The organism is Brevibacillus ruminantium (genome assembly GCF_023746555.1).
GTDB lineage: Bacteria > Bacillota > Bacilli > Brevibacillales > Brevibacillaceae > Brevibacillus > Brevibacillus ruminantium.
The window spans coordinates 4441996-4464223 of the sequence record NZ_CP098755.1 but is presented as its reverse complement, the minus strand read 5'-3'; the positions used below and the strand labels follow the sequence as shown (position 1 = coordinate 4464223).

General features: G+C 51.1%; 27 protein-coding genes and 1 riboswitch. Of the genes, 17 read left to right on the top strand and 10 right to left on the bottom strand.

Features of this window, described 5'->3' with window-relative positions; translation table 11 throughout:
* Positions 1 to 196 precede the first annotated feature (196 nt).
* Positions 197 to 829, bottom strand: a complete 633-nt coding sequence (locus NDK47_RS21970) for a C40 family peptidase (protein ID WP_251871875.1) — start codon at positions 827 to 829, stop codon at positions 197 to 199.
* Between the two features lie 5 nt (positions 830 to 834).
* Positions 835 to 977, bottom strand: a riboswitch (cyclic di-AMP (ydaO/yuaA leader).
* 385 nt (positions 978 to 1362) lie between these two features.
* On the opposite strand from NDK47_RS21970, the gene NDK47_RS21965 reads away from it, so the two are divergent.
* The 7 genes from NDK47_RS21965 to NDK47_RS21935 all read left to right on the top strand — a co-directional run bounded on the left by NDK47_RS21965 (position 1363) and on the right by NDK47_RS21935 (position 6883).
* A complete protein-coding gene (locus NDK47_RS21965; RefSeq protein WP_251871874.1) occupies positions 1363 to 1773 on the top strand; it encodes a LiaF transmembrane domain-containing protein in 411 nt (136 codons plus the stop codon).
* 78 nt (positions 1774 to 1851) lie between these two features.
* Positions 1852 to 2568: a PspA/IM30 family protein gene (locus tag NDK47_RS21960; protein ID WP_251871873.1), complete on the top strand. Its 717-nt coding sequence runs from the start codon at positions 1852 to 1854 to the stop codon at positions 2566 to 2568.
* Between the two features lie 85 nt (positions 2569 to 2653).
* Positions 2654 to 3208 carry a class I SAM-dependent methyltransferase gene (locus tag NDK47_RS21955; protein ID WP_251871872.1) on the top strand — a complete coding sequence of 185 codons (555 nt, stop codon included), beginning with the start codon at positions 2654 to 2656 and terminating at the stop codon, positions 3206 to 3208.
* Positions 3209 to 3244: 36 nt separating this feature from the next.
* Entirely contained in the window at positions 3245 to 4189 is a 945-nt protein-coding gene (liaF, locus tag NDK47_RS21950) for a cell wall-active antibiotics response protein LiaF (protein ID WP_251871871.1), read from the top strand.
* Between the two features lie 13 nt (positions 4190 to 4202).
* On the top strand, positions 4203 to 5324 hold the full coding sequence (locus NDK47_RS21945) for a sensor histidine kinase (protein ID WP_251871870.1): 1122 nt from the start codon (positions 4203 to 4205) through the stop codon (positions 5322 to 5324).
* Complete coding sequence (locus tag NDK47_RS21940) at positions 5321 to 5950, top strand: response regulator (RefSeq protein WP_251871869.1); 630 nt, start codon at positions 5321 to 5323, stop codon at positions 5948 to 5950. Before NDK47_RS21945 ends, NDK47_RS21940 begins: the two co-directional genes overlap by 4 nt.
* A gap of 105 nt (positions 5951 to 6055) precedes the next feature.
* The gene (locus NDK47_RS21935) at positions 6056 to 6883 is read left to right on the top strand and encodes a bis(5'-nucleosyl)-tetraphosphatase PrpE (protein ID WP_251871868.1); all 828 of its coding nucleotides are present in this window, start codon (positions 6056 to 6058) and stop codon (positions 6881 to 6883) included.
* Between the two features lie 35 nt (positions 6884 to 6918).
* On the opposite strand, the gene NDK47_RS21930 is transcribed toward NDK47_RS21935, so the two are convergent.
* The gene (locus NDK47_RS21930) at positions 6919 to 7689 is read right to left on the bottom strand and encodes an N-acetylmuramoyl-L-alanine amidase family protein (RefSeq protein ID WP_251871867.1); all 771 of its coding nucleotides are present in this window, start codon (positions 7687 to 7689) and stop codon (positions 6919 to 6921) included.
* Positions 7690 to 7844: 155 nt separating this feature from the next.
* On the opposite strand from NDK47_RS21930, the gene NDK47_RS21925 reads away from it, so the two are divergent.
* Together NDK47_RS21925 and NDK47_RS21920 are read left to right on the top strand one after the other, a co-directional pair.
* Positions 7845 to 8075, top strand: coding sequence for a YneF family protein (locus NDK47_RS21925; protein WP_251876325.1), 231 nt, complete (start codon positions 7845 to 7847; stop codon positions 8073 to 8075).
* 21 nt (positions 8076 to 8096) lie between these two features.
* Positions 8097 to 8285 (top strand): hypothetical protein, encoded by a 189-nt coding sequence (locus NDK47_RS21920; RefSeq protein ID WP_251871866.1) that lies wholly within the window; start codon positions 8097 to 8099, stop codon positions 8283 to 8285.
* Between the two features lie 49 nt (positions 8286 to 8334).
* On the opposite strand, the gene NDK47_RS21915 is transcribed toward NDK47_RS21920, so the two are convergent.
* A complete protein-coding gene (locus NDK47_RS21915; RefSeq protein WP_251871865.1) occupies positions 8335 to 9105 on the bottom strand; it encodes a TSUP family transporter in 771 nt (256 codons plus the stop codon).
* A gap of 200 nt (positions 9106 to 9305) precedes the next feature.
* Here NDK47_RS21915 and NDK47_RS21910 point away from each other — a divergent pair, with 200 nt between their 5' ends.
* A complete protein-coding gene (locus NDK47_RS21910; protein ID WP_251871864.1) occupies positions 9306 to 9914 on the top strand; it encodes a superoxide dismutase in 609 nt (202 codons plus the stop codon).
* A 64-nt stretch (positions 9915 to 9978) separates the two neighbouring features.
* On the opposite strand, the gene NDK47_RS21905 is transcribed toward NDK47_RS21910, so the two are convergent.
* The gene (locus NDK47_RS21905) at positions 9979 to 13152 is read right to left on the bottom strand and encodes a hybrid sensor histidine kinase/response regulator (RefSeq protein ID WP_322112075.1); all 3174 of its coding nucleotides are present in this window, start codon (positions 13150 to 13152) and stop codon (positions 9979 to 9981) included.
* A gap of 236 nt (positions 13153 to 13388) precedes the next feature.
* Here NDK47_RS21905 and NDK47_RS21900 point away from each other — a divergent pair, with 236 nt between their 5' ends.
* Both NDK47_RS21900 and NDK47_RS21895 read left to right on the top strand, forming a co-directional pair.
* Entirely contained in the window at positions 13389 to 14180 is a 792-nt protein-coding gene (locus tag NDK47_RS21900) for a dioxygenase family protein (RefSeq protein ID WP_251871863.1), read from the top strand.
* 84 nt (positions 14181 to 14264) lie between these two features.
* Positions 14265 to 14729 carry a carboxymuconolactone decarboxylase family protein gene (locus NDK47_RS21895; RefSeq protein ID WP_407653333.1) on the top strand — a complete coding sequence of 155 codons (465 nt, stop codon included), beginning with the start codon at positions 14265 to 14267 and terminating at the stop codon, positions 14727 to 14729.
* Positions 14730 to 14887: 158 nt separating this feature from the next.
* Here the strand turns inward: NDK47_RS21895 and NDK47_RS21890 are convergent, their stop codons facing one another.
* Together NDK47_RS21890 and NDK47_RS21885 are read right to left on the bottom strand one after the other, a co-directional pair.
* Positions 14888 to 15433, bottom strand: coding sequence for a pyridoxamine 5'-phosphate oxidase family protein (locus NDK47_RS21890; protein WP_251871861.1), 546 nt, complete (start codon positions 15431 to 15433; stop codon positions 14888 to 14890).
* A 171-nt stretch (positions 15434 to 15604) separates the two neighbouring features.
* Complete coding sequence (locus tag NDK47_RS21885) at positions 15605 to 16606, bottom strand: metal-dependent hydrolase (protein ID WP_251871860.1); 1002 nt, start codon at positions 16604 to 16606, stop codon at positions 15605 to 15607.
* 199 nt (positions 16607 to 16805) lie between these two features.
* On the opposite strand from NDK47_RS21885, the gene NDK47_RS21880 reads away from it, so the two are divergent.
* Together NDK47_RS21880 and mutY are read left to right on the top strand one after the other, a co-directional pair.
* Positions 16806 to 17102, top strand: a complete 297-nt coding sequence (locus NDK47_RS21880; protein ID WP_251871859.1) for a hypothetical protein — start codon at positions 16806 to 16808, stop codon at positions 17100 to 17102.
* A gap of 24 nt (positions 17103 to 17126) precedes the next feature.
* Positions 17127 to 18239, top strand: coding sequence for an A/G-specific adenine glycosylase (gene mutY / locus NDK47_RS21875; RefSeq protein ID WP_251876321.1), 1113 nt, complete (start codon positions 17127 to 17129; stop codon positions 18237 to 18239).
* 52 nt (positions 18240 to 18291) lie between these two features.
* Here mutY and NDK47_RS21870 read toward each other — a convergent pair whose 3' ends face one another.
* The 4 genes from NDK47_RS21870 to NDK47_RS21855 all read right to left on the bottom strand — a co-directional run bounded on the left by NDK47_RS21870 (position 18292) and on the right by NDK47_RS21855 (position 19947).
* A complete protein-coding gene (locus tag NDK47_RS21870) occupies positions 18292 to 18450 on the bottom strand; it encodes a YrzI family small protein (protein ID WP_251871858.1) in 159 nt (52 codons plus the stop codon).
* Positions 18451 to 18589: 139 nt separating this feature from the next.
* Positions 18590 to 18745 (bottom strand): hypothetical protein, encoded by a 156-nt coding sequence (locus NDK47_RS21865; RefSeq protein ID WP_251871857.1) that lies wholly within the window; start codon positions 18743 to 18745, stop codon positions 18590 to 18592.
* A gap of 444 nt (positions 18746 to 19189) precedes the next feature.
* Entirely contained in the window at positions 19190 to 19489 is a 300-nt protein-coding gene (locus tag NDK47_RS21860) for a DUF2178 domain-containing protein (protein WP_251871856.1), read from the bottom strand.
* A 233-nt stretch (positions 19490 to 19722) separates the two neighbouring features.
* Positions 19723 to 19947 (bottom strand): hypothetical protein, encoded by a 225-nt coding sequence (locus NDK47_RS21855; RefSeq protein WP_251871855.1) that lies wholly within the window; start codon positions 19945 to 19947, stop codon positions 19723 to 19725.
* A gap of 220 nt (positions 19948 to 20167) precedes the next feature.
* On the opposite strand from NDK47_RS21855, the gene fabL reads away from it, so the two are divergent.
* The 3 genes from fabL (at position 20168) to NDK47_RS21840 (ending at position 22113) form a co-directional block, all read left to right on the top strand.
* Positions 20168 to 20926: an enoyl-[acyl-carrier-protein] reductase FabL gene (fabL, locus tag NDK47_RS21850; protein ID WP_251871854.1), complete on the top strand. Its 759-nt coding sequence runs from the start codon at positions 20168 to 20170 to the stop codon at positions 20924 to 20926.
* Between the two features lie 189 nt (positions 20927 to 21115).
* The gene (locus tag NDK47_RS21845; protein ID WP_251871853.1) at positions 21116 to 21529 is read left to right on the top strand and encodes a GNAT family N-acetyltransferase; all 414 of its coding nucleotides are present in this window, start codon (positions 21116 to 21118) and stop codon (positions 21527 to 21529) included.
* A gap of 47 nt (positions 21530 to 21576) precedes the next feature.
* On the top strand, positions 21577 to 22113 hold the full coding sequence (locus NDK47_RS21840) for a DUF402 domain-containing protein (protein WP_251871852.1): 537 nt from the start codon (positions 21577 to 21579) through the stop codon (positions 22111 to 22113).
* The last annotated feature ends 115 nt before the right edge of the window (positions 22114 to 22228 follow it).

Below are 22228 nucleotides of genomic sequence, written 5' to 3'. Positions count from 1 at the left end.
AGTATGATTCGATTCTCCTCTAATCATAACATGGTTTGCCTGACAGCGTGCATAGAATCCAAATGTTACCACGACTTGAAAGCAGGAAAAAGAGAGGGGGTTAGCGAATAGCGGCTGTCACTTCCTCTTGACACCTGGTACTAAGTTTCGTCAGAAAAAGCCAGAGACCTCACGTCCCTGGCTTCCATACTTCTGCTTATTCTGCCTTTTCTGGCTGAGCCCCATGCTGCTCGGGGGCTGCCGCAGCGTCTGTAGGCGCGGGCGCCTCTGTTGGTTGTGGCTGCGGGGCTGGTGCTACTTCTTGTTGCTCTGGTTGGGCTTCTGGCGTAGACGCTGCTTGTACCGCTTTTTTCGCTGGCGGAGTAGTGGACTCATCTGCCTGGAGGATTGGGGCGGCAATTCGCTTGGCACCCACATAACGCTTGCTCCAGTAGTAAGGATCGCTCAACTTGGTGTTGACGACACCTCTGCCTGACTCCGAGTGTACAAACGTGTCATTGCCGATATAGATGCCGACATGGGAGATGCTTCTGCCGTTCGTCTTGAAAAAGACGAGGTCGCCTGGCTGCAGATCTTTTCGATTCACTGGCTGGCCTACCGTAAATTGAGAAGCAGAGCTGTGTGGCAAATCTATACCCAGCGCGTCAAATACATAGCGTGTAAAGCCGGAGCAGTCAAAACCTTTTTTCGTGGTTCCGGAAGACTTGTAAGGGACACCGTAAAGGTCGTTGACAACATTCATCAGGGGGGTTCCCTCCTGAGCATGTGCCGGGACGGTACCCATTGCAAGCAATCCGGCAATCATGAAAGCTACTACCGTCTTGCGCAAAACAAACTGCTCCTCTCCTGAGCCTACGAGGTTAGCTGATGGGTTCGGTCGAAAGGATTTCCCTAGACTGCCAGAACGTTGCAGTCATTCACCCCAAAAGATAGTGGGTCCCCCGTTTCCATAAAAAGGAATTCGGCTATTTTTCGATGTTTTTTTACACGCACCTCCACAGAATTCAACACTTGGCCTGTTTTTCCTTTTTTTGCGCAGATTGTTCACAATTTTGACATATTATTTTGTCATACGCTGTAACGAAGTGACTGGTCCACTCGTCAGACAAAATTCGCCCAAAACCATCTCTAGAATATAGCCCAAAGCCGTCTCTACATATAGCCCAGGGCCAATTCCAGACCTTAGATAAAGAAGCTTTCCGAGTGCGGATAGGTGCTTGTCCGGTCTGGGAAGGACATTTAATCCGTCCAGGGACGGAGACAAAAACCAACCGCTCGCCCGTTATCGCAAATCTCTGCCCCGTCTACAATGAGGACATAAGGTTCACACCACCACATAAGACGATTGGAGGGAAGCAATTCATGAACGAGCGGTCTGGCAAAGTGCTCCTTGGACTGGCATTGCTGCTGACTGGAGGATTTGTCTTTCTGGATCTTCTGGGGATTCACAGCGGTCGCTTCCTCGGAATACTCATCCCCGGGCTGATCATGTTATATGGAGCCCGCAAGCTAATGAGCGGTTCCGGTTCCCGCTTCTGGGGGTTACTGGTTTTCCTGTTCGGGCTGTTAATGCTGATCGGCAAGCTGCACCTGCTGTTCAATGTCATCATCGCTGTCGGGGTCATTTACCTGGGTTATCGCCTCATCCGCCGACATGACAGGTCGGACGACCACATGCCGACAGTCTGGGAGAAACAATGGGCAGAACGTGTATTAAAAGAAGATGCTTTGGATAACTGGGAGCACCGAGTAACCAAGAAAGAAACGTTTTGATTCGAAATAGGAAGCAAAGGCCCACAGGGTGTACATGACAATTAAAATTCTTGTGATATGATGAAGGAGGACTAAAAAATGGGTATTTTTAAACGACTGCGTGACTTGACGGTGGCATCTGTAAATGACGTTATCGATTCGATGGAAGATCCGGTAGTGATGCTCAATCAATATATGCGAGACATGGAAGTAGAGATCGGGCAGGTAGAGGTATCTGTAGCCCGTCAGGTAGCTTTGGAGAAAAAATTCCGCCAACAATGGGAAGAGGCCGTGACGCTTGCTGAGAAGCGTGATCGTCAGGTGAAGCTGGCTTTGGCCGAAGGTGAAGATTTCCTGGCTCGCCGGGCCCTGGCGGACAAAAAACAGTATGAACAGCGTGCCCAAGAGTATGAAGCTCTGTATTTGACAGCATCGGAAGCTGCGCAGCAAATGCGCGAGAAGCTGACGGAGCTGAAAGAAGAATTCTATAAAATGAGAGCGAAGAGATTCACGCTCATGGCCCGTGCACAGGTAGCCAAAACACAAAAGCAAGTCAACCAGGCTATCGTCGGAATCGGGAATCAATCGGCCGGGAAAGGTTTCCACCGCATGGAGGAAAAAGTGCTGCGGATGGAGGCTGAAGCCAATTTGAGCGGTCAATGGCGCCAGACCCAGGCAGGCTTGGAGCAATCTCTCGAGTCCCTTGAAAACAAGGATCTGGACGAAGAATTGGCACAGATCAAAGCATCTCTGCAAGCAAAAAAAGATGAACGCCCAGCAAAAAAGGATGAACAGCCAACAAAAGTACAAGAGTAAAGACAGGAAGTCGGACCTTTCACGTAGAATAAAAGTGGCAACCAGGCAGCCTGTTTGACAGGCTGCTTTTCCTAGGAGGTTTTCCTTGGCAGACTTTATGGTCTTTTTACGACGCTTTTTGTCAGAACCGGGACGCGTCGGCAGCATTATCCCCAGCTCCCGCTTCTTATGCAGACAGATGCTTCGCAATGTGGAATGGAATAAAACGGATGTTATTATAGAGTTAGGGCCTGGTACAGGCGCTTTTACAAAGGAAATTTTGGAACTGAAACGAGACGATGCGACGTATGTTCTGGTTGAACGGGACCCGCAGTTTCGTGACATGCTGGTCAATCGGTTTGACAACCTGACCATTTGGGATGAAGCTTTGCAGCTAAATGAGTATCGGCGAAATGCAGGAATTGAAAAGGCGGATGTGATTATCTCTGGTCTACCGTTTGCCAATTTTCCGGCTGAATTGCGCGCAGGTATCTTGAATGAAGTACAATCTGCCCTGGCTCCAGGGGGATTGTTTATTACGTTTCAATACTCCCTTCAATTGAAAGCTGAGCTGCAGGAGCGGTTCCAGCGGGTAGAGATCACATTTACGCCGTTGAATATACCGCCTGCGTTTATCTATACATGCCGTCAAGGACAGTAGAGGAAGCCGGCATGGGGCGTAAGAGAGGAGATCTTCGTGAAATTGTCCCGCTTGCACAAAATGACGGCCGGTGTCCTGATCATTTTGACAGGGGTTGGCCTTTTTCTTGACAGCTTGCATATTATCTCATTTGGCCTGTTTGATTTGTGGCCGATGGCGCTTGTTTATTTTGGCGTACGGATGTGGGGGAATCAAAAGAAGCTTCGCGGAGGCATCCTGGCAGCGCTCGGGATCATTATCGCGCTGGACATGTGGCTCGGGATCGGGCCGGATGATTTGTTCAATATCATCATCCCGCTACTGTTCATCTACTTTGGCTTCCGTCTGATTCGCGGACGCTCCGGAAAAGGAGAAAGGCCGGGTTTGGAGGAGGAGCCACCGGAGTGGAAGGGCGATCCGCCGGCATCAGACTTCGGCATGCGCTACGAAGAGCCAGATCGTTTGGAGCAGAGGGATGCGGAGCCAGAACCAGAACCAGAGCCTGAACACCGCCCATACGGAGATAACCGTAATCGACATTGGCGAAAGAAAAACGGCTACCGCCCCTCGTTTGGTTCATTCCGTTCCAAGGATCGTGCTTCGTCCTATGGCGGAGGCAGCATCCTGTCGCCAAAAGAGTCCAAAAGCTCGTTAATTGGAGATTTTCATTTGACCTCCGGCCGCTTTGAACTAAGTCAGATGCATATTTGGCATGGGATTGGCGGAGTTGTGATCGATTTGTCCCGGGCTATGCTGATGGTAGATGAAGCGTTTCTTGTTGTCGACGGTTGGGTGGGGGACGTCACGATTTACGTCCCGGTAGACATGCCCGTCGCCGTAACTGCAGAGGTAAGTGTAGGGGATCTGGAGGTATTCGGGCACAGGCAGGGGGGCATCACTCGCAGCGTGATGATCCGCTCCGAACAGTACGAACAGGAAACACCGAAAATCAATGTACAGATTTCGCTGCTCGTCGGCGATATTAAAGTCAAGTACATCTAGGGGGTACTGACAAATGCGACGACAGCGATTGGCCAGTATCCAGTGGCAGTATGTTCGCTACGGCTTGCTGCTGGCTGTAGGAGCGGTTACCGCCTCTTTTGTTTCATGCTATCTCTTGTATGTCCTGGTTGCGCGAAATCCGGCAGTTACGAGCTGGCTTTCCGCTTATCTCGATATTGATGTTCCGGCTTTTTTGGAATGGAAGACGCTGATCCCCTTTCTGCTGCTTTCGATCCTGACGGCCGGGTTGTTTGGTTTGATTGCGGGCTATGTTTTTGGCAACCTGATGAAAAAGAGACTTCATGTGCTCTGGGAAGCCGCGATGAATCTGGGAAGAGGCATCCTGTCCTCACGGGTACCGGAGCTGGGCGTAGATGAAATTGGGGAACTGGGCTGGCAATTGAACCGCTTGGCTGCCCAGTGGGAAGAACAGGTAGCGTCGCTGCAGCGTCTTTCCAATCACAACGCAGCTTTGGCCGAGCAACTGCAACATACGGCTGTCACGGAAGAGAGGCAGCGTCTGGCGCGCGAGCTGCACGATGCGGTCAGTCAGCAGTTGTTTGCCATCGCCATGACGACGGCAGCGATGAAGCGGCTGGTGGAAAAAAATCCACAGCGAGCCGCCCAGCAGATTGAACTGGTGGAAGAGATGGCTGCGGCCGCTCAAGCCGAGATGAGGGCGCTTTTGCTCCATCTTCGTCCAGCCACTTTGCAAAATAAAGCGTTGAAGGATGCCATCGAGGATTTGCTTGATGAACTGACCCGCAAAAATTCGATGGAAATTACGTGGGAAATCGAAGATACAAGCAATCTGCCCAGCGGGATTGAGGACCATTTATTCCGCATTTTGCAAGAGTCGCTGTCCAATACGCTGCGGCACGCCCGGGCTAATCAGATCGCAGTCAAGCTGTTTACGCTGAAGGGCCAGGTGCGATTGCGGATTGTGGATGATGGCGTAGGCTTTGATCCGGAGGGAGAAAAGTTCACCTCCTACGGATTGCGCAGCATGCGGGAGCGGGTTGCGGAGCTTGGCGGCTCTTTTGATATCTATTCGGCAATCGGGAAAGGGACGCAGATCGAGGTGCGTATCCCGATCATGCTGCAGACGGAAAGGGAAGAGGGAGAGCGGACATGATACGTGTGTTGCTGGTGGACGATCACGAAATGGTGCGGATGGGCTTGGCCGCCTATTTGTCAACGGAAGACGACATCGAGGTGGTGGCTGAGGCCTCGAGCGGTGAAGAAGGCGTGCGTCTGGCGGAGGAGCTTGGGCCGGATGTGGTTTTGATGGACCTGGTCATGGAGGGCATTGGCGGCGTAGAGGCGACCAAAAGAATCCGTGACAAGCAGCTATCCTGCAAGGTCATCGTACTGACCAGTTTTATCGATGACGAGAAGGTATATCCCGTGATTGAGGCAGGGGCTTTCAGCTATTTGCTGAAAACCTCACGCGCTTCGGAAATTGCCCGTGCTATTCGTGCGGCGGCTGCTGGTGAACCGGTACTGGAATCACGCGTCGCGGGTAAAATCATGGCCCGTTTCCGGCATGGGCAGGAAGCGCAGCCGCATGAACAGTTGACACCGCGTGAACTGGAAGTGCTGAAGCTGATCGGGCAAGGGAAGTCCAATCAGGAGATCGCAGATGAATTGATCATCGGCATCAAAACCGTCAAGACCCATGTCAGCAATATCCTGGCCAAGCTGGGGGTCGAGGATCGAACACAGGCAGCGATTTACGTGCATACACATCATCTGGAATAAGCAGCCGGGAGCATGGCGATTTGCAAGACTCACCTCACAGGGTGAGTTTTTTTGCGAAAAGCTGGCAAAAATAGAGAGAAGAAAAAGCGGAAAGGAGCAAGGGGGATGAGGCATAAACCGCGTACACGCGCCAAGGTCATGATCGTTGACCAGGGGGTGGACATTGTCGGAGATGTTCACGCTTGCTACGACGAGTTTACAGAACTCTTGCAGCGCCTCGGGTATCAGCGTTCTCATGACGGAACCTACCGCCATCCCGGGGGGCGAAAGCTCCTTTCCCTCGGAGACATTACCAGCCGCGGTCCACACTCGCTCAAAATGCTGCAATTTTTCATCCGGCATGTAGCAGCAGGTCTCGCCGAAATGGTCGACAGCAACCACGGATGGAAAATTGCCCGGTGGCTGGATGGACGACCCGTGATGCTGGGACACGGTGATGAAAAAGTGGCAGACGAATTTCAGCAATTCGCCCAGGAATACGGCACCAAGCGGGCCAGTCATTTGAAAGAACAGAGCAGAAGACTGTTGTTTTCCTCTCCTTCGCACATGATGCTCTACTACCGTGACAGTCTGTCCGTAGTGGCTGTGCACGCCGGGATTCGAGATGATTACATCGGAAAGGAAACGCCCTCCATCCAAAGCTATTGTCGCTACGGTGATGTGGCAGGGACAGGTGTGGACGGCAGGCCGATCCGCAGGGATTGGGCGGCGGAGAGAGTTAAAACAGAACCGCTGATCGTCTGGGGGCATGACCCTCGTCCACAACCCGAACGAAAAAACGGTACGCTCAACATCGACCAGGGATGTGTCTTTGGCGGGATGCTGACCGCCTATCGCTTCCCGGAGGATGAGCTGGTGAGCGTACCTGCGCGTGAGAACTACTCAGGGATGGCGGAAACGCCGTTGACGCGGTATCGAACAGAAAATAGGTAGCTTACGCTGCCTCAAAACCCATGGCAGTGACCTCCTTACTGAGGATTTCGCAGTTTTTCGTAAAGCCGCTTCAGGATGACGGCTTCCGCCCAGAGGGGAAGCGGTGTATCTGGTTGATGGCGCCAATCTTCATTGGTGAGCAGCCCTTCTTGAAAGAGCCAATCAATCGCTTCTTGCTTCCAGGCCGGGATATTCGTTCCTCCATCGGGCATACCCGTTCCACTTCCATTACTCGGATTAGGCGGGGCCGGTTGTTTGTACGGATGGCCCGTGTACGCACAAAAAGCCATTACCACGGCTTCCGCCAGCTGGTGCCAGTTCCGATGCAAAATATCCGCATCCAGGGGATTGTCAGCAAAGCCGTACTCGACGATCACCGTTTCGACGCTTCCCGTTTCCCGATGCATGAAGTAGTAATCTTTCCGCGGATTGTCAGGGAGCGTGCGGGTAAAAATGCGGCGATTGGGCATTCCGGCAGCCTCCAGATCATCCTGGATCAACCGCGGAAAGGCAGCTGACCCGAAGATCGAGTAGATCACCTCGGAGCCGCGGCCGCCGCCGACATTGATGTGATTGGATATGCAATAGCGGGCACCGCTGTTACGCACGCGTGACGCGCGTTCCTCACTGGACAGGGTCGTGTCAGCGGTACGTGTGATAGCAACCGGAATATTGAGTGATTGAAATCGATTGAACTGATAGAGGGAGATTTGCAGATTTTTATCCTTTTCGGTAAAAAACGAGTTGGAACCGCCGCCGGGATCGATCCCGCCATGTCCCGGGTCCAGAATCAAAAGGGGGGGCATACGATCGTCACCTCCTGACTTAGCATATGCGCGCACAAGCAGAAACGCCGAAGGTCGGAAGCATCATTTTACCCGTTCGCTAGCGATGTACAGTGTACATAGTTGTGGTACAATAGAATAGATTGTAATTCCCAAAAGAGGATGGTAATGTATTGATGGCTTGGTACAACTGGGTAATCCCGATCGTAACACTGCTGGTCGGCCTTGCTGGAGGTTTCTTCGGAGGCACCTATTATCTGCGCAAGCAAGTGGAAAACATGCAGATGGATGACAAACAAATACAAGCAATGGCTCGTTCCATGGGGATGAACCTGAATCAAAAACAATTGAAGCAAATGAGCCGCAACATGAAGAATATGAAGATGCCGAAAAAATTTGGAAAGTAATGTGCCAAAGGGGATGACGACATGGGTCCGACCCGTCTGCGCTACACGATGATCGGCTTCATTGTCGGCGTCGTCGTTGTTTATTTAAAAGCACTTCCGATCAGCGAAGGGGTTCGCTTTGCCACTCCCTTTTACGGAGCAGGCATCGGGCTTCTGATCGATGGCATCATTCTGCGCGTGAAACAGCGCAAAGGAAAAAATGATGGATAGGGCAGCGGGAGAAAGTCTCTGCTGACCTATCCATTTTTGATTGCGGGGATTAGAGTGAAAAAAACAGTTCATACACCATCTTGGTAATCAGGGTAATCGACACCAGCAAAAACAGCGGACGAACATAACGTACCCCTGTTTTGATAGCCACGCGTGCACCCAGGGTAGCGCCGAGCAGCATGGCGATCCCCATCGTCAGACCTGTGATGAAAATCACCTTGCCTTCCAGCAAAAAGACGGTCAAAGCGGCAATATTGCTGGCCAGATTCAAAATCCGCCCATTGCCGGCCGCGATGACGAAATCATAGCCGAACAAGAGGACCATCAGAAAGACGAAAAACGAACCGGTACCGGGACCAAAGAAACCGTCATAAAAGCCGATCAGAAAGGTGATGGGAATACCCAGGCCGAGTGTGAACTTGGTGTAGCCCTTAAAGCTGGTATTCTCACCGAATCGTTTGTTGAGCAAGGTATAGATAAAGATGACCGCCATCATGATGATCACCAATACCTTGAGAAATTCCTGGGGGATGAACAGAACGGTCTTCGCTCCGAAATAAGCGCCGACCAGCGAAACGGGAAACAAGATCGCCATCAGCTTTTTGTCGAACTTGCCCATACGAATGAAGGTAACAGAGCTGGTCGCGGACGAGATGGTTCCCGCCAGTTTGTTCGTGCCCAGCGCCAGGTAGGGCGGAATGCCCAGTCCGAGCAAGGCAGGGAGGGAGATCAAGCCGCCGCCCCCTACGGTACTGTCAATAAAGGCAGCAATAAACCCAAAAAAAGCGAGGAAGAGAATGGTTGAAAGGTCTAGTTCCATGGATATCACCTTGCATTTTAGAATGAGTTCAGGAATAATCCAAGTCTAGCACTCTACCAGCGTAATGCAAGATAGAAATTATTGATATAGGTGTTGAAAGATTACGAGACTTTGCAAACTATTTTGTTGTAAAAGTGGAGCGTTTGCATTATAATAAGGTGGAAGCTTGACCCATACATATCATGAAGGAGGAATTGTAAATGGCACATCAACTTCCTGAATTGCCATACGCGCACAACGCGTTGGAGCCACACATCGATACTCAAACCATGGAGATCCACCACGGGCGTCACCATGCTACCTATGTAAACAATCTGAATGCAGCTCTGGAAGCTCATGCTGACCTGCAATCCAAATCCGTAGAAGAACTGATCAGCAATCTGGACGCACTTCCAGAAGGCATCCGTACCGCAGTTCGCAACAACGGCGGCGGTCATGCCAACCATACTCTGTTCTGGGAAATCCTCAGCCCGAATGGCGGCGGAGAGCCAACAGGCGCACTGGCGGATGCGATCAACTCCGCTTTCGGCAGCTTTGACAACTTTAAAGCTGAGTTTGCCAAAGCGGCAACCACTCGTTTTGGTTCCGGTTGGGCTTGGCTGATCGTGGATGGCGGCAAAGTGGCCATCACTTCTACTCCTAACCAAGACAGCCCGATCATGGAAGGAAAAACTCCGATCCTGGGTCTGGACGTATGGGAGCACGCATACTACCTGAAATATCAAAACAAACGCCCTGACTACATCGGCGCGTTCTGGAACGTTGTAAACTGGGACGAAGTTAGCAAGCGCTACGAAGCTGCTCGCTAAGCAAGTCCGCTCGTCGTCAGACGAGGAAAAAAAGCATGCCGGCTTTTAAAACCGGCATGCTTTTTTATATTCTCGGTGGCTTTTCATCGAGCTTCGATCTTCTCTGGGCAGCGTCCGGGATTACAAAAGAGACGCTTGTGCCCTCGCCTGGCTTACTGCAAATGGACAATCCTTTTCCGTACATCTGCGTCAGCCGCCTGTTCGTATTGGACAGGCCGATGCCCTGCTTGTTCTTCATGGTCAGATCGAGCAGACTTCGAACCTTTTCTTCCTCCATTCCGATGCCGTCATCCCTTACCTCAAAAAACGTGGAATTGCCCTGACGGGAAATGCGAAGGTGCACCGTACCGCCTTTGATTTGGCTGAGGACTCCGTGTCTGACGGCATTTTCGATCAGCGGCTGGATCGTCAGCGGAGGGAGGAGCAAATCAATCCCCGGTTCAACCTCCCAATTGACGGACAATCTTTCCTCGAAGCGCTCTTTTTCGATGTACAGATAGGCCTGGATCAGCTCAAGCTCGTGTGAGAGCGAAATCAGTTCTCCTGCATTCAGAAAATCAAAACTGATACGTAAATAGGAGGTAAAGGCATCGCCGAGCATGCGCATCTTTTCTGTATCAAAATCACCGAGTGCCATGATCGAATTCAGCGCGTTAAACAAGAAGTGAGGATGGATCTGCGCCTGCAGATAAGCTGCCTCCAAGCGCAAACGTTCGGTGACCGATTGTTTTAAGGTCGTCAGGGACCAGATTCGGGATTTCAATTCGAGAGCGTCAACAGGTTTGGCTACATAATCATTGGCTCCGGCCAAAAATCCTGTGTAGATATCCTCCGGTTGGTTGCGCGCTGTCAACAGCAAGACCGGCAGCTCGGAGATCGAAAAATGTTCTCTGACCTTCCGCGTAAGCTCGTAGCCGGACATATGCGGCATCATGACATCGGTAATCAGCAAATCCCATCGCTGCGTACTGAGCAATTCCAGCGCTTCCCGGGCGGAGGTGGCCGTTCGGATATTGTACGGCTCCGCCGTGAGGATGCTGATCAGCACCTTCAGGTTGACAGGGTCGTCATCGACAGCCAAAATGTTCACTTTCCCGTCGTGAAGGGACGGAAGCTGGGATTGCAGGATTGGCCAGGCGCTTGTAAAGACATCCGAAACGCTTAAACTGACCGCGGCTTCCTTTTTGCCATCCATTTGCTGAAGAAGTGGTATTTTCTCAGGCCGGAAGCTTGCCTCGTCAACCAACGGAAGTGAAAAACGGAACTCGGAGCCCTTGCCCGATTCGGAACGGACAGTCAGCTCACTGCCATGCAGCTCCACCAACTGCTTGCAAATGCTTAAGCCAAGGCCGATACCAGAGCCCTCGTTTATCCCGTGCTCCCCCTGTTCATAGGGCAGAAAGATGCGAGCCTGCGTTCCTTCATCCATGCCTACGCCAGTATCGGAGACAGCGATAACCGCTTGACCGTTGTGAACGGTGGCTGACAGGGTTACGCTGCCCTCTTCGGTAAATTTAAACGCGTTATGCAGCAGATTAAACAAGATCTGGATCAGTCTTTTTTCATCCGCCAGGACAGGAGGCATGGATTCGGCAATCTCCAGCTTTACTTCGATAGATTTGTTGTCAACGATAAGCTGGAGCATGCTGATCACTCCCGCAGCGACCGATTGCATCAGCAAAGGCTCCTTCTGAAGCTGAATCAGGTTGTTTTGCAGCCGCACGACATCCAGCAAATCATTCAGCATATGGGACATTTGGCGGCCGATCGTGACAAGCAGCTCCATATCCTGACGACTTTTATCGTCCAACGATTGCTTCTCGTTGAGGGCCACAGACTGGGCGATGTTGATAATCGCGTGCAGCGGTGTCCGCAGCTCGTGTGAAGTATTGGCAAGAAACAGATCCTTCATTTTATCGGACTTTCTCAACTGCTCATTCAAGATAGAGTTTTCCTGGGCTTTTCGGAAGTACTGTTTAAAACCGTATGCAGAAAAACCGACGATCGACAGAATAATATCAATCGGGTAGTAGACACTCGTAATCTCTAAGTTGTAATTGAGCAAACCCCACACGACGGCGGAAACGATGCTCGTCGCGGCAAATAGCAAAAACACGGAGTCGGGCTGATTTCGAATATACATCGCACCGATCAGATAGGTAGCCCAGGCGATCGGAAACAAATGGAGCAACGCGAACACTTTTGCTTCAAACGTGTAATAAATCAACGAGACCGGTGCAAACAAAAGGATAGCCGTGTACAGACCAAGGGTATAAAGATACACGGTAAACAGTTTGGAGCTTATGGAACGATGTGAAAACTCTCTTGCCAGCAGCATGATGAAGAAAGAGAACAACATGTAAGAGAGCAGCTTCACTTTTAATGCCGAGGCATATCCCATCGGAAACCAAAGCAATAACAGGCTGTCATGATCCGAGACAATCGACAGCCCGGCAAAGACCAGCATGAAAAAGTACATCAGAAATGTCTTTTGTTTTCGATTGAACAGATACATAAGTACGGCGTACAGTGCATGGAGCAGCAAAATCAGAAAAGTCGCAAGCTGGTAGCCAATCGAGTACCAGCGTTCGTTGTCGATGGCGGCCTGTGTTCCAAAGCGGATGGCTTTGACAATCCCGCCGTTCAGCGGATGCTCAAAGTTGGCTGCGCGCACCAGCAGCTCGATTTCCTCCGCGTTTCCGGCGATGTAGGTGGCGGTATAGGAGACGGCTCGCGGCTGGTAGGATTCGGCTTTCTCTGCGGGCAGTCCGATCGACGACTCTACCTGACCATTGATCTCCAAACTGGACGAAGCCGTAATCTGCTGAATCCAGAACCCATACGGCTGATCGAGCGGTTGGTCCACCAGTATGCGAAGGCGATACGTTCCGTAGCCATAGGATGAGTCCGAGCCATTCGACAAGGCAGAGCGCCAATCCCCGGGAACGTGGACATAGTTCGGTTGAATCCCGGACGACTGCTTTAGGTCTTGATGGGAAAGAAGTGCTTCGGGGTAAAACTCCCACTCGCCATTTAAAGGAATCGAAGAGGAGCGCTCAAAGTTCCAGCCGCGCATGTCAAGCACACCTTGCCTGACAGCAGGGTGTTCCGGCGTTGCGAACGTAGTCTGCCAAAACCAGCGAAGTCCCAAGAGAACCGAGAGAAACAATAGAAAGACGGCTATTTTTTTTAAGATGTGTTGATTCTTTATGCTCGTCATACCTGTTACATTTGCCAAATGATTTCGTACTCCCTTTATGGAGGTCATTGATCAGAGTTCCTCACGTTTATTCTCTGTTTTCATTAGTATAAAGATATACATGAAGAACGAGCAACACCATGCAGCAATACATCCCAAAAAGCAAGGCATTACATGCTGGAAGAAAGGAAAGGAAATACTGGCAGGAACCGCAAAAGTAAGGTATAATACTTACAAAAAGTAACTAAGTGAATAAAAGAAAGGTGCGAAGCAACATGACCATGCCATCGCTTTTTCTCGCTCACGGTGCACCCCTGCTTGCAATCGAGAGCAATGCGTATACACAAGCACTTCGTCAACTGGCCGAAGAGCTCCCCAGGCCAAAAGCGATCCTGATATTTTCCGCTCACTGGGAAAGTGCAGTTCAGGCTGTCGGTACGACGGAATATCAGTCAACCATCCATGATTTTGGAGGATTCCCTCAGGAGCTGTATGAAATCCAATACCCGGCAAAAGGCGATCCCGGGCTCGCAGCGGAGACAATCAGGCTCATGGCAGATGCGGGGATATCTGCAAAAGCCGAGCCAGTTCGGGGACTTGATCACGGTGCCTGGGTGGTTCTGCGCCTGATGTACCCGAAAGCGGATATCCCGGTGGTCTCACTCTCGGTCAATCCGCTGCTGCCTCCGGCAAAGCAGTACGAGATTGGGAAGGCGCTTCAGCCTCTGCGCGACCGGGATATTTTGATTATCGGCAGCGGGGGCACGGTGCACAACTTCTCCTATATAAACATGCGCTCCAACACGGGAGCGGGAGATGCCTGGGCGGTTCAGTTTGAAGAGTGGCTGAAAGAAAAAATCGAGGCTTGGGATACAGAATCCGTGTTTTCCTATGAAACACTTGCTCCCCACGCACGACAAGCAGTGCCGGCTCATGGTCAGGAGCATTTCGTCCCTCTTCTCTACGCGATGGGAGCGGCGGACGAGGCGAGGGTGGCTGCGCGGACCCATATCAGCTTCCGTTATGGCAGTCTGAGCCACGTCATTTGGCAATTTGGCAAAAATTGATTCCATTTTTTTATCGTCAATTGGTCACAATCATAGGGGTTCATTCGTTATAGAGACGAACGAAAAACCAATAAGAGAGGACCGATGAAGATGAATCCGAGAATGGAATATCGAAAAGCAAACCCGCAAGCCTTCCAGGCCATGCTTCAGATGGAGAAGCATGTGCGCAGCAGCGGTTTGGATCACTCGCTGCTGGAGCTGGTGAAAATAAGGGCGTCCCAGATAAACGGATGCGCCTACTGCCTGGATATGCATACCCAGGAAGCGCGGCAAAAGGGAGAGAGCGAGCAACGCCTCTACCTGCTCAACGCCTGGAGAGAAGCGGCCGTTTATACAGAGGCCGAAAGAGCGGCGCTAACATTGACGGAAGCCGTTACGCTGATTTCCAAAGAGGGTGTCCCGGAAAACGTATTTCAAAATGTACAAAAGCATTTTAGCGATGCAGAAATCGTCTCTCTTTTGATGGCGATCAATACCATCAATTCCTGGAACCGCCTGGCGATTGCGACTGGAATGAGTGCGCCTGCTGAGCTGCCCCCAGCTCTGTAAACGAAAAAAGACATGCTTGTTCTCTTTGGAGACAGGCATGTCTTCTTTTGTTTATGCTGGCTTGGCCGACCTTCTTGCAGCACCGTGGGAGAGGTGCACATCTTGTGATCAATGCGTTATCGAACCGCGTGCGCGAAGCATCCCTCGCATGGGTATCTTCACACATCCATCTGCTGCGTCCGCCCAGGATAGAAGCTGTGCGTTTCCGACGGCGGATTTCCTTTTGCTGTGATGGATTCCGGCTTGATCCGAAAGACGGCAGCGGCACTGCCCATCGAGGAACGGTATTTGATCACATGCTGCAGGGAAAGCGGCTCCGGATAATAACCGGGCACGTATTTGTCCAGCATAGCCTGCAGAGCATCACGCATCTCCTCTGGCTCTTGCACCCGTTCCACACGGCCAAACAGCATGGCGCTCATATAGGCAGTGTCTGTCATCGCCGGGACAGGATCAGCGATCGTCCCGTACTCGTCAGTGACGCTGAAACAGACGCGGTTATTCTTGTCGATCAACTCTATCTTTCGGCCGGAATCGGCACCATGAAAATAGAGACAGCCATTCAGCCAACTAAAGTTGAGCGGGACCACGTAAGGCTCGTTGCCGTCAGTCAAACCGAGATGGCCTACTCTGGCCTGTTTTAGAAAAGCATCGATCTGCTCCTGATCCGTGATGGTTCGTTTTGAATAGCGAATAGGAAACATGGGAACTCCTCCGTTCACAGATAATTCTCATATGTGAGTTTTATCATAGGAGGATTTTGACCTTGAGAAAAGGGTCAATTATTAATATTTGCGGATGGTCAGATACAAAATCTGATGATGTCTGCAATCCCCATAAAAAAACGCCTGCTCTTGAGCAAGCGCTTCTATCGGTTAGCCGATCTGAATTTCTTTTTCCGGATCAAGCTTTTTGGCTAGCTGCTCTTCGCCGCGGTGAATCCAGCCGACAAACGAGTCACGGATGTTCAGCTCTTTATCCAGGTAAACGACCGCGACAAACATGTAGTGGCTCTTGCCAGGAAAGCGCGCGCGATAACGCAGATCGAACCATCTGACCTCATAGCCGAACGGCTGCTCTTTGGCCTCTGCATGAGCATAACGGGTGAACGACAGGAAGGACTGCACCTTGTGATCGGTCTTCGCAGTGGCAATCAGCTCGGTCTCCGGTTTGATCGAGAATACGTCGAGGATACTGACCTCTCCGCCATGAACCTCCCCGACATACCAGTGCTGGTCGGTCTTCACGACAAAGGTCCACTGGTTCCAGGAAAGGGTCGGAACCACTGTATAAGTGCCGGCTTTTCCAATCGATCGGCGGACCATCTCAGTCGTTCGCTTGTGCACCTGCCAGCGCCAGAAGTAATACGGGATCAATAACAGGTACACCCATAGGAAGACCCGTCCCGGATCAGCGCCTGCTCCCCACAGCATCAGGCCGGTTACATGCAACGCAAAGATAAACGGGTCGAAAATAAAAATGACATTCCAGGCGATCCACTCGTTGCGGAACGGATACAAACCTTTAGTGCCGTAAGCGTTAAACAGATCGACAAAGACGTGGAGGCAGACTGCGGCAAAAATCCAGCCGAGCAAATGGAACCAGTGGGCTTGCGGTGAGATGGCCTGCACCAATACGAAGACGCCCGCCGTCCAGATAGCCAGTGCCGGAATGGAGTGAGAAGCCCCGCGATGATTGCGAATATACGAAGCGCTTCCCCGAACCCGAGTGAATCCGTCCAGGTCAGGCGCTTGTGAACCAATAACGGTTCCGACCATGACTGCCTCTGCCAATCCGGGGGTAGAGGCTACCACAGGGTCGAGATGGGCGAGCCCCGCCAAACCGAAGCCCATGACAAAATGTGTCGCTGTATCCATAAAGTGCGCATGCTCCCCCCTTTTCAGTACATTTCAAGCCAAAAACGAAGTAGCTCCACCTGATGGACCATCGTAGAGCATTCTTAACAGTTATTATAGCGCGTTAGAGAAGAGAATTCCCGCTTCTGCGGAAAAAAGTATCCTTGTTCCCAAAGAAATGGGCAGGTATGATGAAAGGGACTAAGAAAGGAGAGTGTGTATGAACATGCTCACTGTCTTTATCGAATACAAAACCGTCGAATCGAAGCGCGACCAATTTTTGCGCCTGCTTGCAGCCATGCCTGCGAAGCTTGAGCAAAAGGGGGCCCGTCAGTACCGCTGCTGGGAAGGATGGGATCAGCCCGGCTTATTCGTGGAAGCCTTTTATGTGGAAAATATCGAGCAGTACGAGACGATAAAAGCGTGGCGCCAGGCCGACCAGGATTTTTGTGCGTGTATTCAGGGTGGAGCAGCCAAAATGCACGTGTGGGCCTTTCAACCCGTCGATTTGACGTAAGAAAAGGAGTTTATGCAGAAGAGTATGACAGGGAAGAAAAGAAAGACATTGACGTATACATTGCCTGAAGAATTTCATGTATTTGGCTTTTCCCGTGATCTGCTGGCCTGGTATGACGGTCAGAAAAGAGATCTTCCATGGAGAATCAACCGCGACCCCTACCGGATTTGGGTTTCGGAAATTATGCTTCAGCAAACCAGGGTGGAAACCGTAAAGCCATACTACTATGCGTTTATGGAAAAGTTCCCGACGGTGGAAGCACTGGCCGATGCACCGGAAGAAGAGGTACTGAAGGCATGGGAGGGACTGGGCTACTACTCACGAGCCCGCAACCTGCAAACCGCGGCTCGCGAGGTCAAAGCCCGCTACGGCGGGATTGTTCCGGACAAGCCGGAAGAGATTTCCACCCTGAAAGGCATCGGGCCCTACACGGCAGGGGCGATTCTCAGCATCGCTTACGAAAAGCCGGAGCCAGCCGTGGACGGGAACGTGATGCGTGTGTTTTCCCGCCTGCTGTATATGACGGATGACATCGCCAAGCCGGCCACGCGCATCAAAGTGGAGCATCTCGTCAGACAGGTGATACCGGTTGGGAGAGCTGGCGATTTCAACCAGGCATTAATGGAGCTTGGTGCGCTAGTCTGTGTGCCGAGGACGCCCCAGTGCCTCACCTGCCCGGTTTTCGATTATTGTTTGGCCCGTCGCGAAGGGGTACAGGAGGAGCTGCCGGTCAAAGGGAAAGCAAAGCCGCCGCGTCCCGTCCATTTGCAGGTCGCTGTCGTCCGGCGTGAGAATCACGTGCTGATGAACAAGCGTCCGGACCAAGGGCTTTTGGCCGGCATGTGGGAATTCCCGATGGTAGAGTCAGATGCAGAGACGCCCGCAGCCAAGCAGGAAATTTTGCAGGATAGCTTGCGAAACCGCTTTGGTATGGATGCTGAGGTATTGGAGCCGCTGATGGAGGTTCAGCATACCTTTTCCCATCTGCACTGGAACATGGAGGTGTGGCGCTGCGACTGGATCGAGGGAGAAGCACTCCCGGCTCAAGCCCGCTTTGTCACACTGGATGAGATTTCGTCTCTGACGCTACCTGTGGCTCATCAAAAAATCGCAGAAAAGCTGAAAAGCGACCAGTAACGGTCGCTTTTCTTATCTTTCGTCTGCAGTATCACTATGAGCGCTTCGCGCTTTACCAGCGGGCGTAATCGGGAAGCTGGGCTTCATGCCACATGCGCTTATCTTCCCACTCTTTGATCGCCTGATCCTGGAGATAGCGCGCCTCGATTTCCTCAGGAGAATACTCCCGCTTTTTAATAATGATCGTGAAAAAAATCATTGGAATGTACATAATTTAGACCCCTCCTACAGGGATTTTTCTGTTCAGTCAGCCGCCTTCTATCGATTTGACTCCTGTGAATCTCATTTTCTGACGCCGAAATTTGTTGGCCATTTTACATCCCTCCTCATGTGTAGGTGCGGAACAAAGCTTATCCGCGAAATGCAAATTCTGCGTACTGTGCAGCTTGCAAGGCTTGTGCCTCTGCACGTTCCTGCAGGTATTTCTCACAGGCATACTCTACGTTGCGCTGCTTTTCGTTTGCGCGCGCGATCTTGACCGAGAAAAACAAAAAGTTGAATTCCATCTTCAATCACCTCCTCTCAAGGGAAAAAATGGATAAAAAAAGACCGCTGACGATGGCCTGCGGTCTTTTGGCGTAAAAAGGGTACAAAAAAACCGCAAGCTGCAACGCCTGCGGTCTGGTATACGAAGTTAAGGGTACACGTAAGAAACGAAATTCTTACGATGTTACCATTCGTTCGTCCAGGAGGCGTTGCCATATGAAGTTGTTGGATTTGGTGTAGTAGCAAGAACTGCAGCATTTACCATATCTACGATGATCATGATGTACAGCCTCCTTTCCTGAAAATGGTTTTGAAAAAATCGTACTCTTAGAATATGGCTTTTTTTTCTTATTGTAAAGAGCTTTTTATCTGAAAAAGAAAAGAAAGTATTTTCTGATAATAATCGCCGTTCAGTGCGGTGCAGGATTCTTTTGGGGCAGTTGGTCCTTGGGTGACCAAAGCGGTTACGATAGCTTGCGATGATGGTAGGCAAAGAGGAGCAGATAGACGGTGACCGTCGTGCCCAAAAGAGCGGGAGTGCTGACCACAGCGTGGGCGCCGATCACAGGCAATTCAATCTGAAGCAGGAGCAGCAAAGTGTTCACCCCGCTCCAGGTAATGAACAAGCTGACAGTGCCCAGTCCGGCTCTCTCGGCAACGCGTTTCAAGCGCTCGTCACCCTTTTCCTGACGAACGATGTGGAATAGGCGATTCAGCAGGTAGAAGCCGGCAATCAAGAACAAGATCTTTACAGCGAGAGCCATCCGTATCCCTCCAAGAATGTAAAAAGTTTTTGACAGTATTACTATAAAGAATCCGTCTGTTTTTGTCAAATTGTTTTTACATTTTGGAGGTGAATTGAGCGAAGCGGTCAGCTTCGCCAGAACATGAAGAGGAAGCCCACACCGGTTGCTAAGCTAAACACGATAATGGCGATAATTGTCGCGAGTTGTTTCGTTTTGGTCTTCATAAAAGCACCTCCTTTTCTCGACTCCGGTTAATCGTAGATGGGGGTGGAGGAGTGATCCCAGCCTCCGCTGTCATCCCCAATGGGGCCCCGAGACTCTAGCTCCTGAATCATTTTGGCATGCAGGCTCGCCCCTTCGGCGTTCAGATAGGCAGCTAGCTGTGACATGGCATGGTGATAAAAAAGCAATTCATTCAGATCCCATTCGTCCAGCGAAATCATGGTTAATTGGGGAAAGTCGCGACCAATATACATAAAGGAAAGCCTCCTCCCTGCTTTTACGGTGTTCTTCTCAAAATCTTTTTGCCAAACGTCGTTAAAAATAGTATGCCTGTCCGATCTGCTTCCCATCCTTACCGCCTGCAGATCCTGATCGAAGGTTCGCGGGTGGAAATTGCCCACGCTGCCATGTATAATAAAGAACGGAAATATTAGTACCTGATATTAATAGCAGGTCTATGGGAGGGCAACCTTTATGAATACAACCAAAAAAGTGGCACTGGTAACGGGCGGTACACGCGGAATCGGGAAAGCGATCGCACTTCAATTGGCTGAACAGGGCTATGATTTAGTCTTGAACTATTTGCGCAACCGAAGTGCTGCCCGAGAAGCTGCAGCCGAGCTGGAGGCGAAGGGCGCTCGCGTCCACCTGGTCAAAGCCAATGTGGGGGATGTCGAGAAAATCCGGGAGCTGTTTGCAGAGATTGATCGTGAATTTGGCCGTCTTGATGTCTTGGTCAACAATGCCGCCTCCGGTGTGCTTCGTCCTTTGATGGAGCTGGAGGAGAGCCATTGGGATTGGACGATGGATATCAACAGCAAAGCGTTGCTGTTCTGCGCTCAGGAAGCTGTGAAATTAATGATGAAAAACGGTGAGGGAGGCAAAATCGTCAGCCTTTCCAGCTTGGGATCGATTCGCGTGCTGGACAACTACACGACGGTAGGGGTTTCCAAAGCAGCGGTGGAAGCTCTAACTCGCTATTTGGCGGTGGAGCTGGCGCCTCACAACATTATCGTCAATGCCGTATCCGGAGGAGCCGTTGATACAGATGCCCTGCGCCATTTCCCCAATCGGGAGGAACTGCTTGCAGGTTCGGCCGCTCGTACGCCGGCAGGCCGAATAGTCGAGCCTGAGGATCTGGCTAATGCGGTGATGTTCCTGCTCTCCGACAAAGCATGGATGATTCGCGGACAGACGCTGATTGTGGACGGCGGCATTTCTCTTTTAACCTGATCGCGAACATTTTTATGAAGAAAAAAAGATTTTCATGAAAGTGACCAAACAAGAGCTGAATATCCTTACATAAAGGGGCCGGAGGGGATAGGTGCAAGAGACTTCTCCCCTCTTTCGTTTCTTCATACGAAGACAAACTTGTCCATTTTGGTGTACAATAGAAAAAGAAGGCATCGAAGGAGGCAACGTATGTTGATTCGTCCGTTTCGGCTCGGTGACTATTCGGCGATCACGCGTATCTGGCGGGAAACCGGTTTGGATGAGCAGGAAGCAGAGTCGCTAAACGATCTGGCCAAGCAACTGGCATGGGACAGCGATTTGGTTATGGTAGCGGAGCAAGAGAGCCAAGTGGTTGGTGTTGTTGTCGGAACGATCGACGGAACACGGGCTTATTTCTCCCGTTTGGCAGTTCTTCCGCAGGCTCAGGGTTCTGGAATTGGCCGGAAGCTGGTGGAAGCGATTGAGAAGCGCTTCAAGCAAAGAGGCGTCAACCGCGTCTTGATCATGGTGAATCAAGACAATCCGGGCGTACTCCCGTTTTACCATGCGCTTGGCTATGAGATGCAAAAATATGTTACACTTTCCAAAAAGCTCTCTTCCTAAGGGAGACTGTCCCCAATCAAAAAGAGAAGAGAAGAAAGGGGAGGGTCATGTCGCCAGCTCCAGGCTCAATAATCCGCATTGAAAGCTATAAACACGACCACTCCCTGCATCGCATCTGGGATAAAACGACGCTTATCCATACCAGCGATGCAGTAGTGATTGGCGGCAACGATCGAGTAAAAGTGACTGAGTCTGACGGCAGGGAGTGGCGGACACGTGAGCCGGCAATCTGCACGTTTGGTCGCGGACAGTGGTTTAATACCATCGCCATGATTCGGGATGATGGCATTTACTACTATTGCAACATCGGTTCCCCGTTCAGTTTAAAAGGGAATCTTTTGAGCTACATTGATTATGATTTAGATGTAAAGGTATTTCCCGACATGACGTACACGATTCTCGACGAAGAGGAATTTCTCTTGCACGGCAAGCAGATGAATTATCCTCCTGTCGTTGTCGAACGGGTACAGGGTGCCTTGCGGGAAGTGCTGGATTGGGTGCGCGCCAGACGAGGACCCTTTCAAAACGGTTTTGTCCAACGCTGGTACGAGCGCTACCTCTCTGTGCGTGTGGACGAGGAATAATCCCTTTCCCGGTTGACGGGGGAGGGATTTCCTTGTTTGACCGTGATTTCTGGGTTTCATATAAACAGGAAACACAAGCAGCCGCGACAGGAAAACGATTGACGGATTGTCAAAA

Excerpts from the sequence above, each read along its gene's own strand:
- NDK47_RS21965 (WP_251871874.1), top strand. The coding sequence starts at position 1,363 with ATGAACGAGCGGTCTGGCAAAGTGCTCCTTGGACTGGCATTGCTGCTG.
- NDK47_RS21960 (WP_251871873.1), top strand. The coding sequence starts at position 1,852 with ATGGGTATTTTTAAACGACTGCGTGACTTGACGGTGGCATCTGTAAAT.
- NDK47_RS21945 (WP_251871870.1), top strand. The coding sequence starts at position 4,203 with ATGCGACGACAGCGATTGGCCAGTATCCAGTGGCAGTATGTTCGCTAC.
- NDK47_RS21940 (WP_251871869.1), top strand. The coding sequence starts at position 5,321 with ATGATACGTGTGTTGCTGGTGGACGATCACGAAATGGTGCGGATGGGC.
- NDK47_RS21935 (WP_251871868.1), top strand. The coding sequence starts at position 6,056 with ATGAGGCATAAACCGCGTACACGCGCCAAGGTCATGATCGTTGACCAG.
- NDK47_RS21930 (WP_251871867.1), bottom strand. The coding sequence starts at position 7,689 with ATGCCCCCCCTTTTGATTCTGGACCCGGGACATGGCGGGATCGATCCC.
- NDK47_RS21925 (WP_251876325.1), top strand. The coding sequence starts at position 7,845 with ATGGCTTGGTACAACTGGGTAATCCCGATCGTAACACTGCTGGTCGGC.
- NDK47_RS21920 (WP_251871866.1), top strand. The coding sequence starts at position 8,097 with ATGGGTCCGACCCGTCTGCGCTACACGATGATCGGCTTCATTGTCGGC.
- NDK47_RS21915 (WP_251871865.1), bottom strand. The coding sequence starts at position 9,105 with ATGGAACTAGACCTTTCAACCATTCTCTTCCTCGCTTTTTTTGGGTTT.
- NDK47_RS21910 (WP_251871864.1), top strand. The coding sequence starts at position 9,306 with ATGGCACATCAACTTCCTGAATTGCCATACGCGCACAACGCGTTGGAG.
- NDK47_RS21900 (WP_251871863.1), top strand. The coding sequence starts at position 13,389 with ATGACCATGCCATCGCTTTTTCTCGCTCACGGTGCACCCCTGCTTGCA.
- NDK47_RS21895 (WP_407653333.1), top strand. The coding sequence starts at position 14,265 with ATGAAGATGAATCCGAGAATGGAATATCGAAAAGCAAACCCGCAAGCC.
- NDK47_RS21890 (WP_251871861.1), bottom strand. The coding sequence starts at position 15,433 with ATGTTTCCTATTCGCTATTCAAAACGAACCATCACGGATCAGGAGCAG.
- NDK47_RS21885 (WP_251871860.1), bottom strand. The coding sequence starts at position 16,606 with ATGGATACAGCGACACATTTTGTCATGGGCTTCGGTTTGGCGGGGCTC.
- NDK47_RS21880 (WP_251871859.1), top strand. The coding sequence starts at position 16,806 with ATGAACATGCTCACTGTCTTTATCGAATACAAAACCGTCGAATCGAAG.
- mutY (WP_251876321.1), top strand. The coding sequence starts at position 17,127 with ATGACAGGGAAGAAAAGAAAGACATTGACGTATACATTGCCTGAAGAA.
- NDK47_RS21870 (WP_251871858.1), bottom strand. The coding sequence starts at position 18,450 with ATGTACATTCCAATGATTTTTTTCACGATCATTATTAAAAAGCGGGAG.
- NDK47_RS21865 (WP_251871857.1), bottom strand. The coding sequence starts at position 18,745 with ATGGAATTCAACTTTTTGTTTTTCTCGGTCAAGATCGCGCGCGCAAAC.
- NDK47_RS21860 (WP_251871856.1), bottom strand. The coding sequence starts at position 19,489 with ATGGCTCTCGCTGTAAAGATCTTGTTCTTGATTGCCGGCTTCTACCTG.
- NDK47_RS21855 (WP_251871855.1), bottom strand. The coding sequence starts at position 19,947 with ATGTATATTGGTCGCGACTTTCCCCAATTAACCATGATTTCGCTGGAC.
- fabL (WP_251871854.1), top strand. The coding sequence starts at position 20,168 with ATGAATACAACCAAAAAAGTGGCACTGGTAACGGGCGGTACACGCGGA.
- NDK47_RS21845 (WP_251871853.1), top strand. The coding sequence starts at position 21,116 with ATGTTGATTCGTCCGTTTCGGCTCGGTGACTATTCGGCGATCACGCGT.
- NDK47_RS21840 (WP_251871852.1), top strand. The coding sequence starts at position 21,577 with ATGTCGCCAGCTCCAGGCTCAATAATCCGCATTGAAAGCTATAAACAC.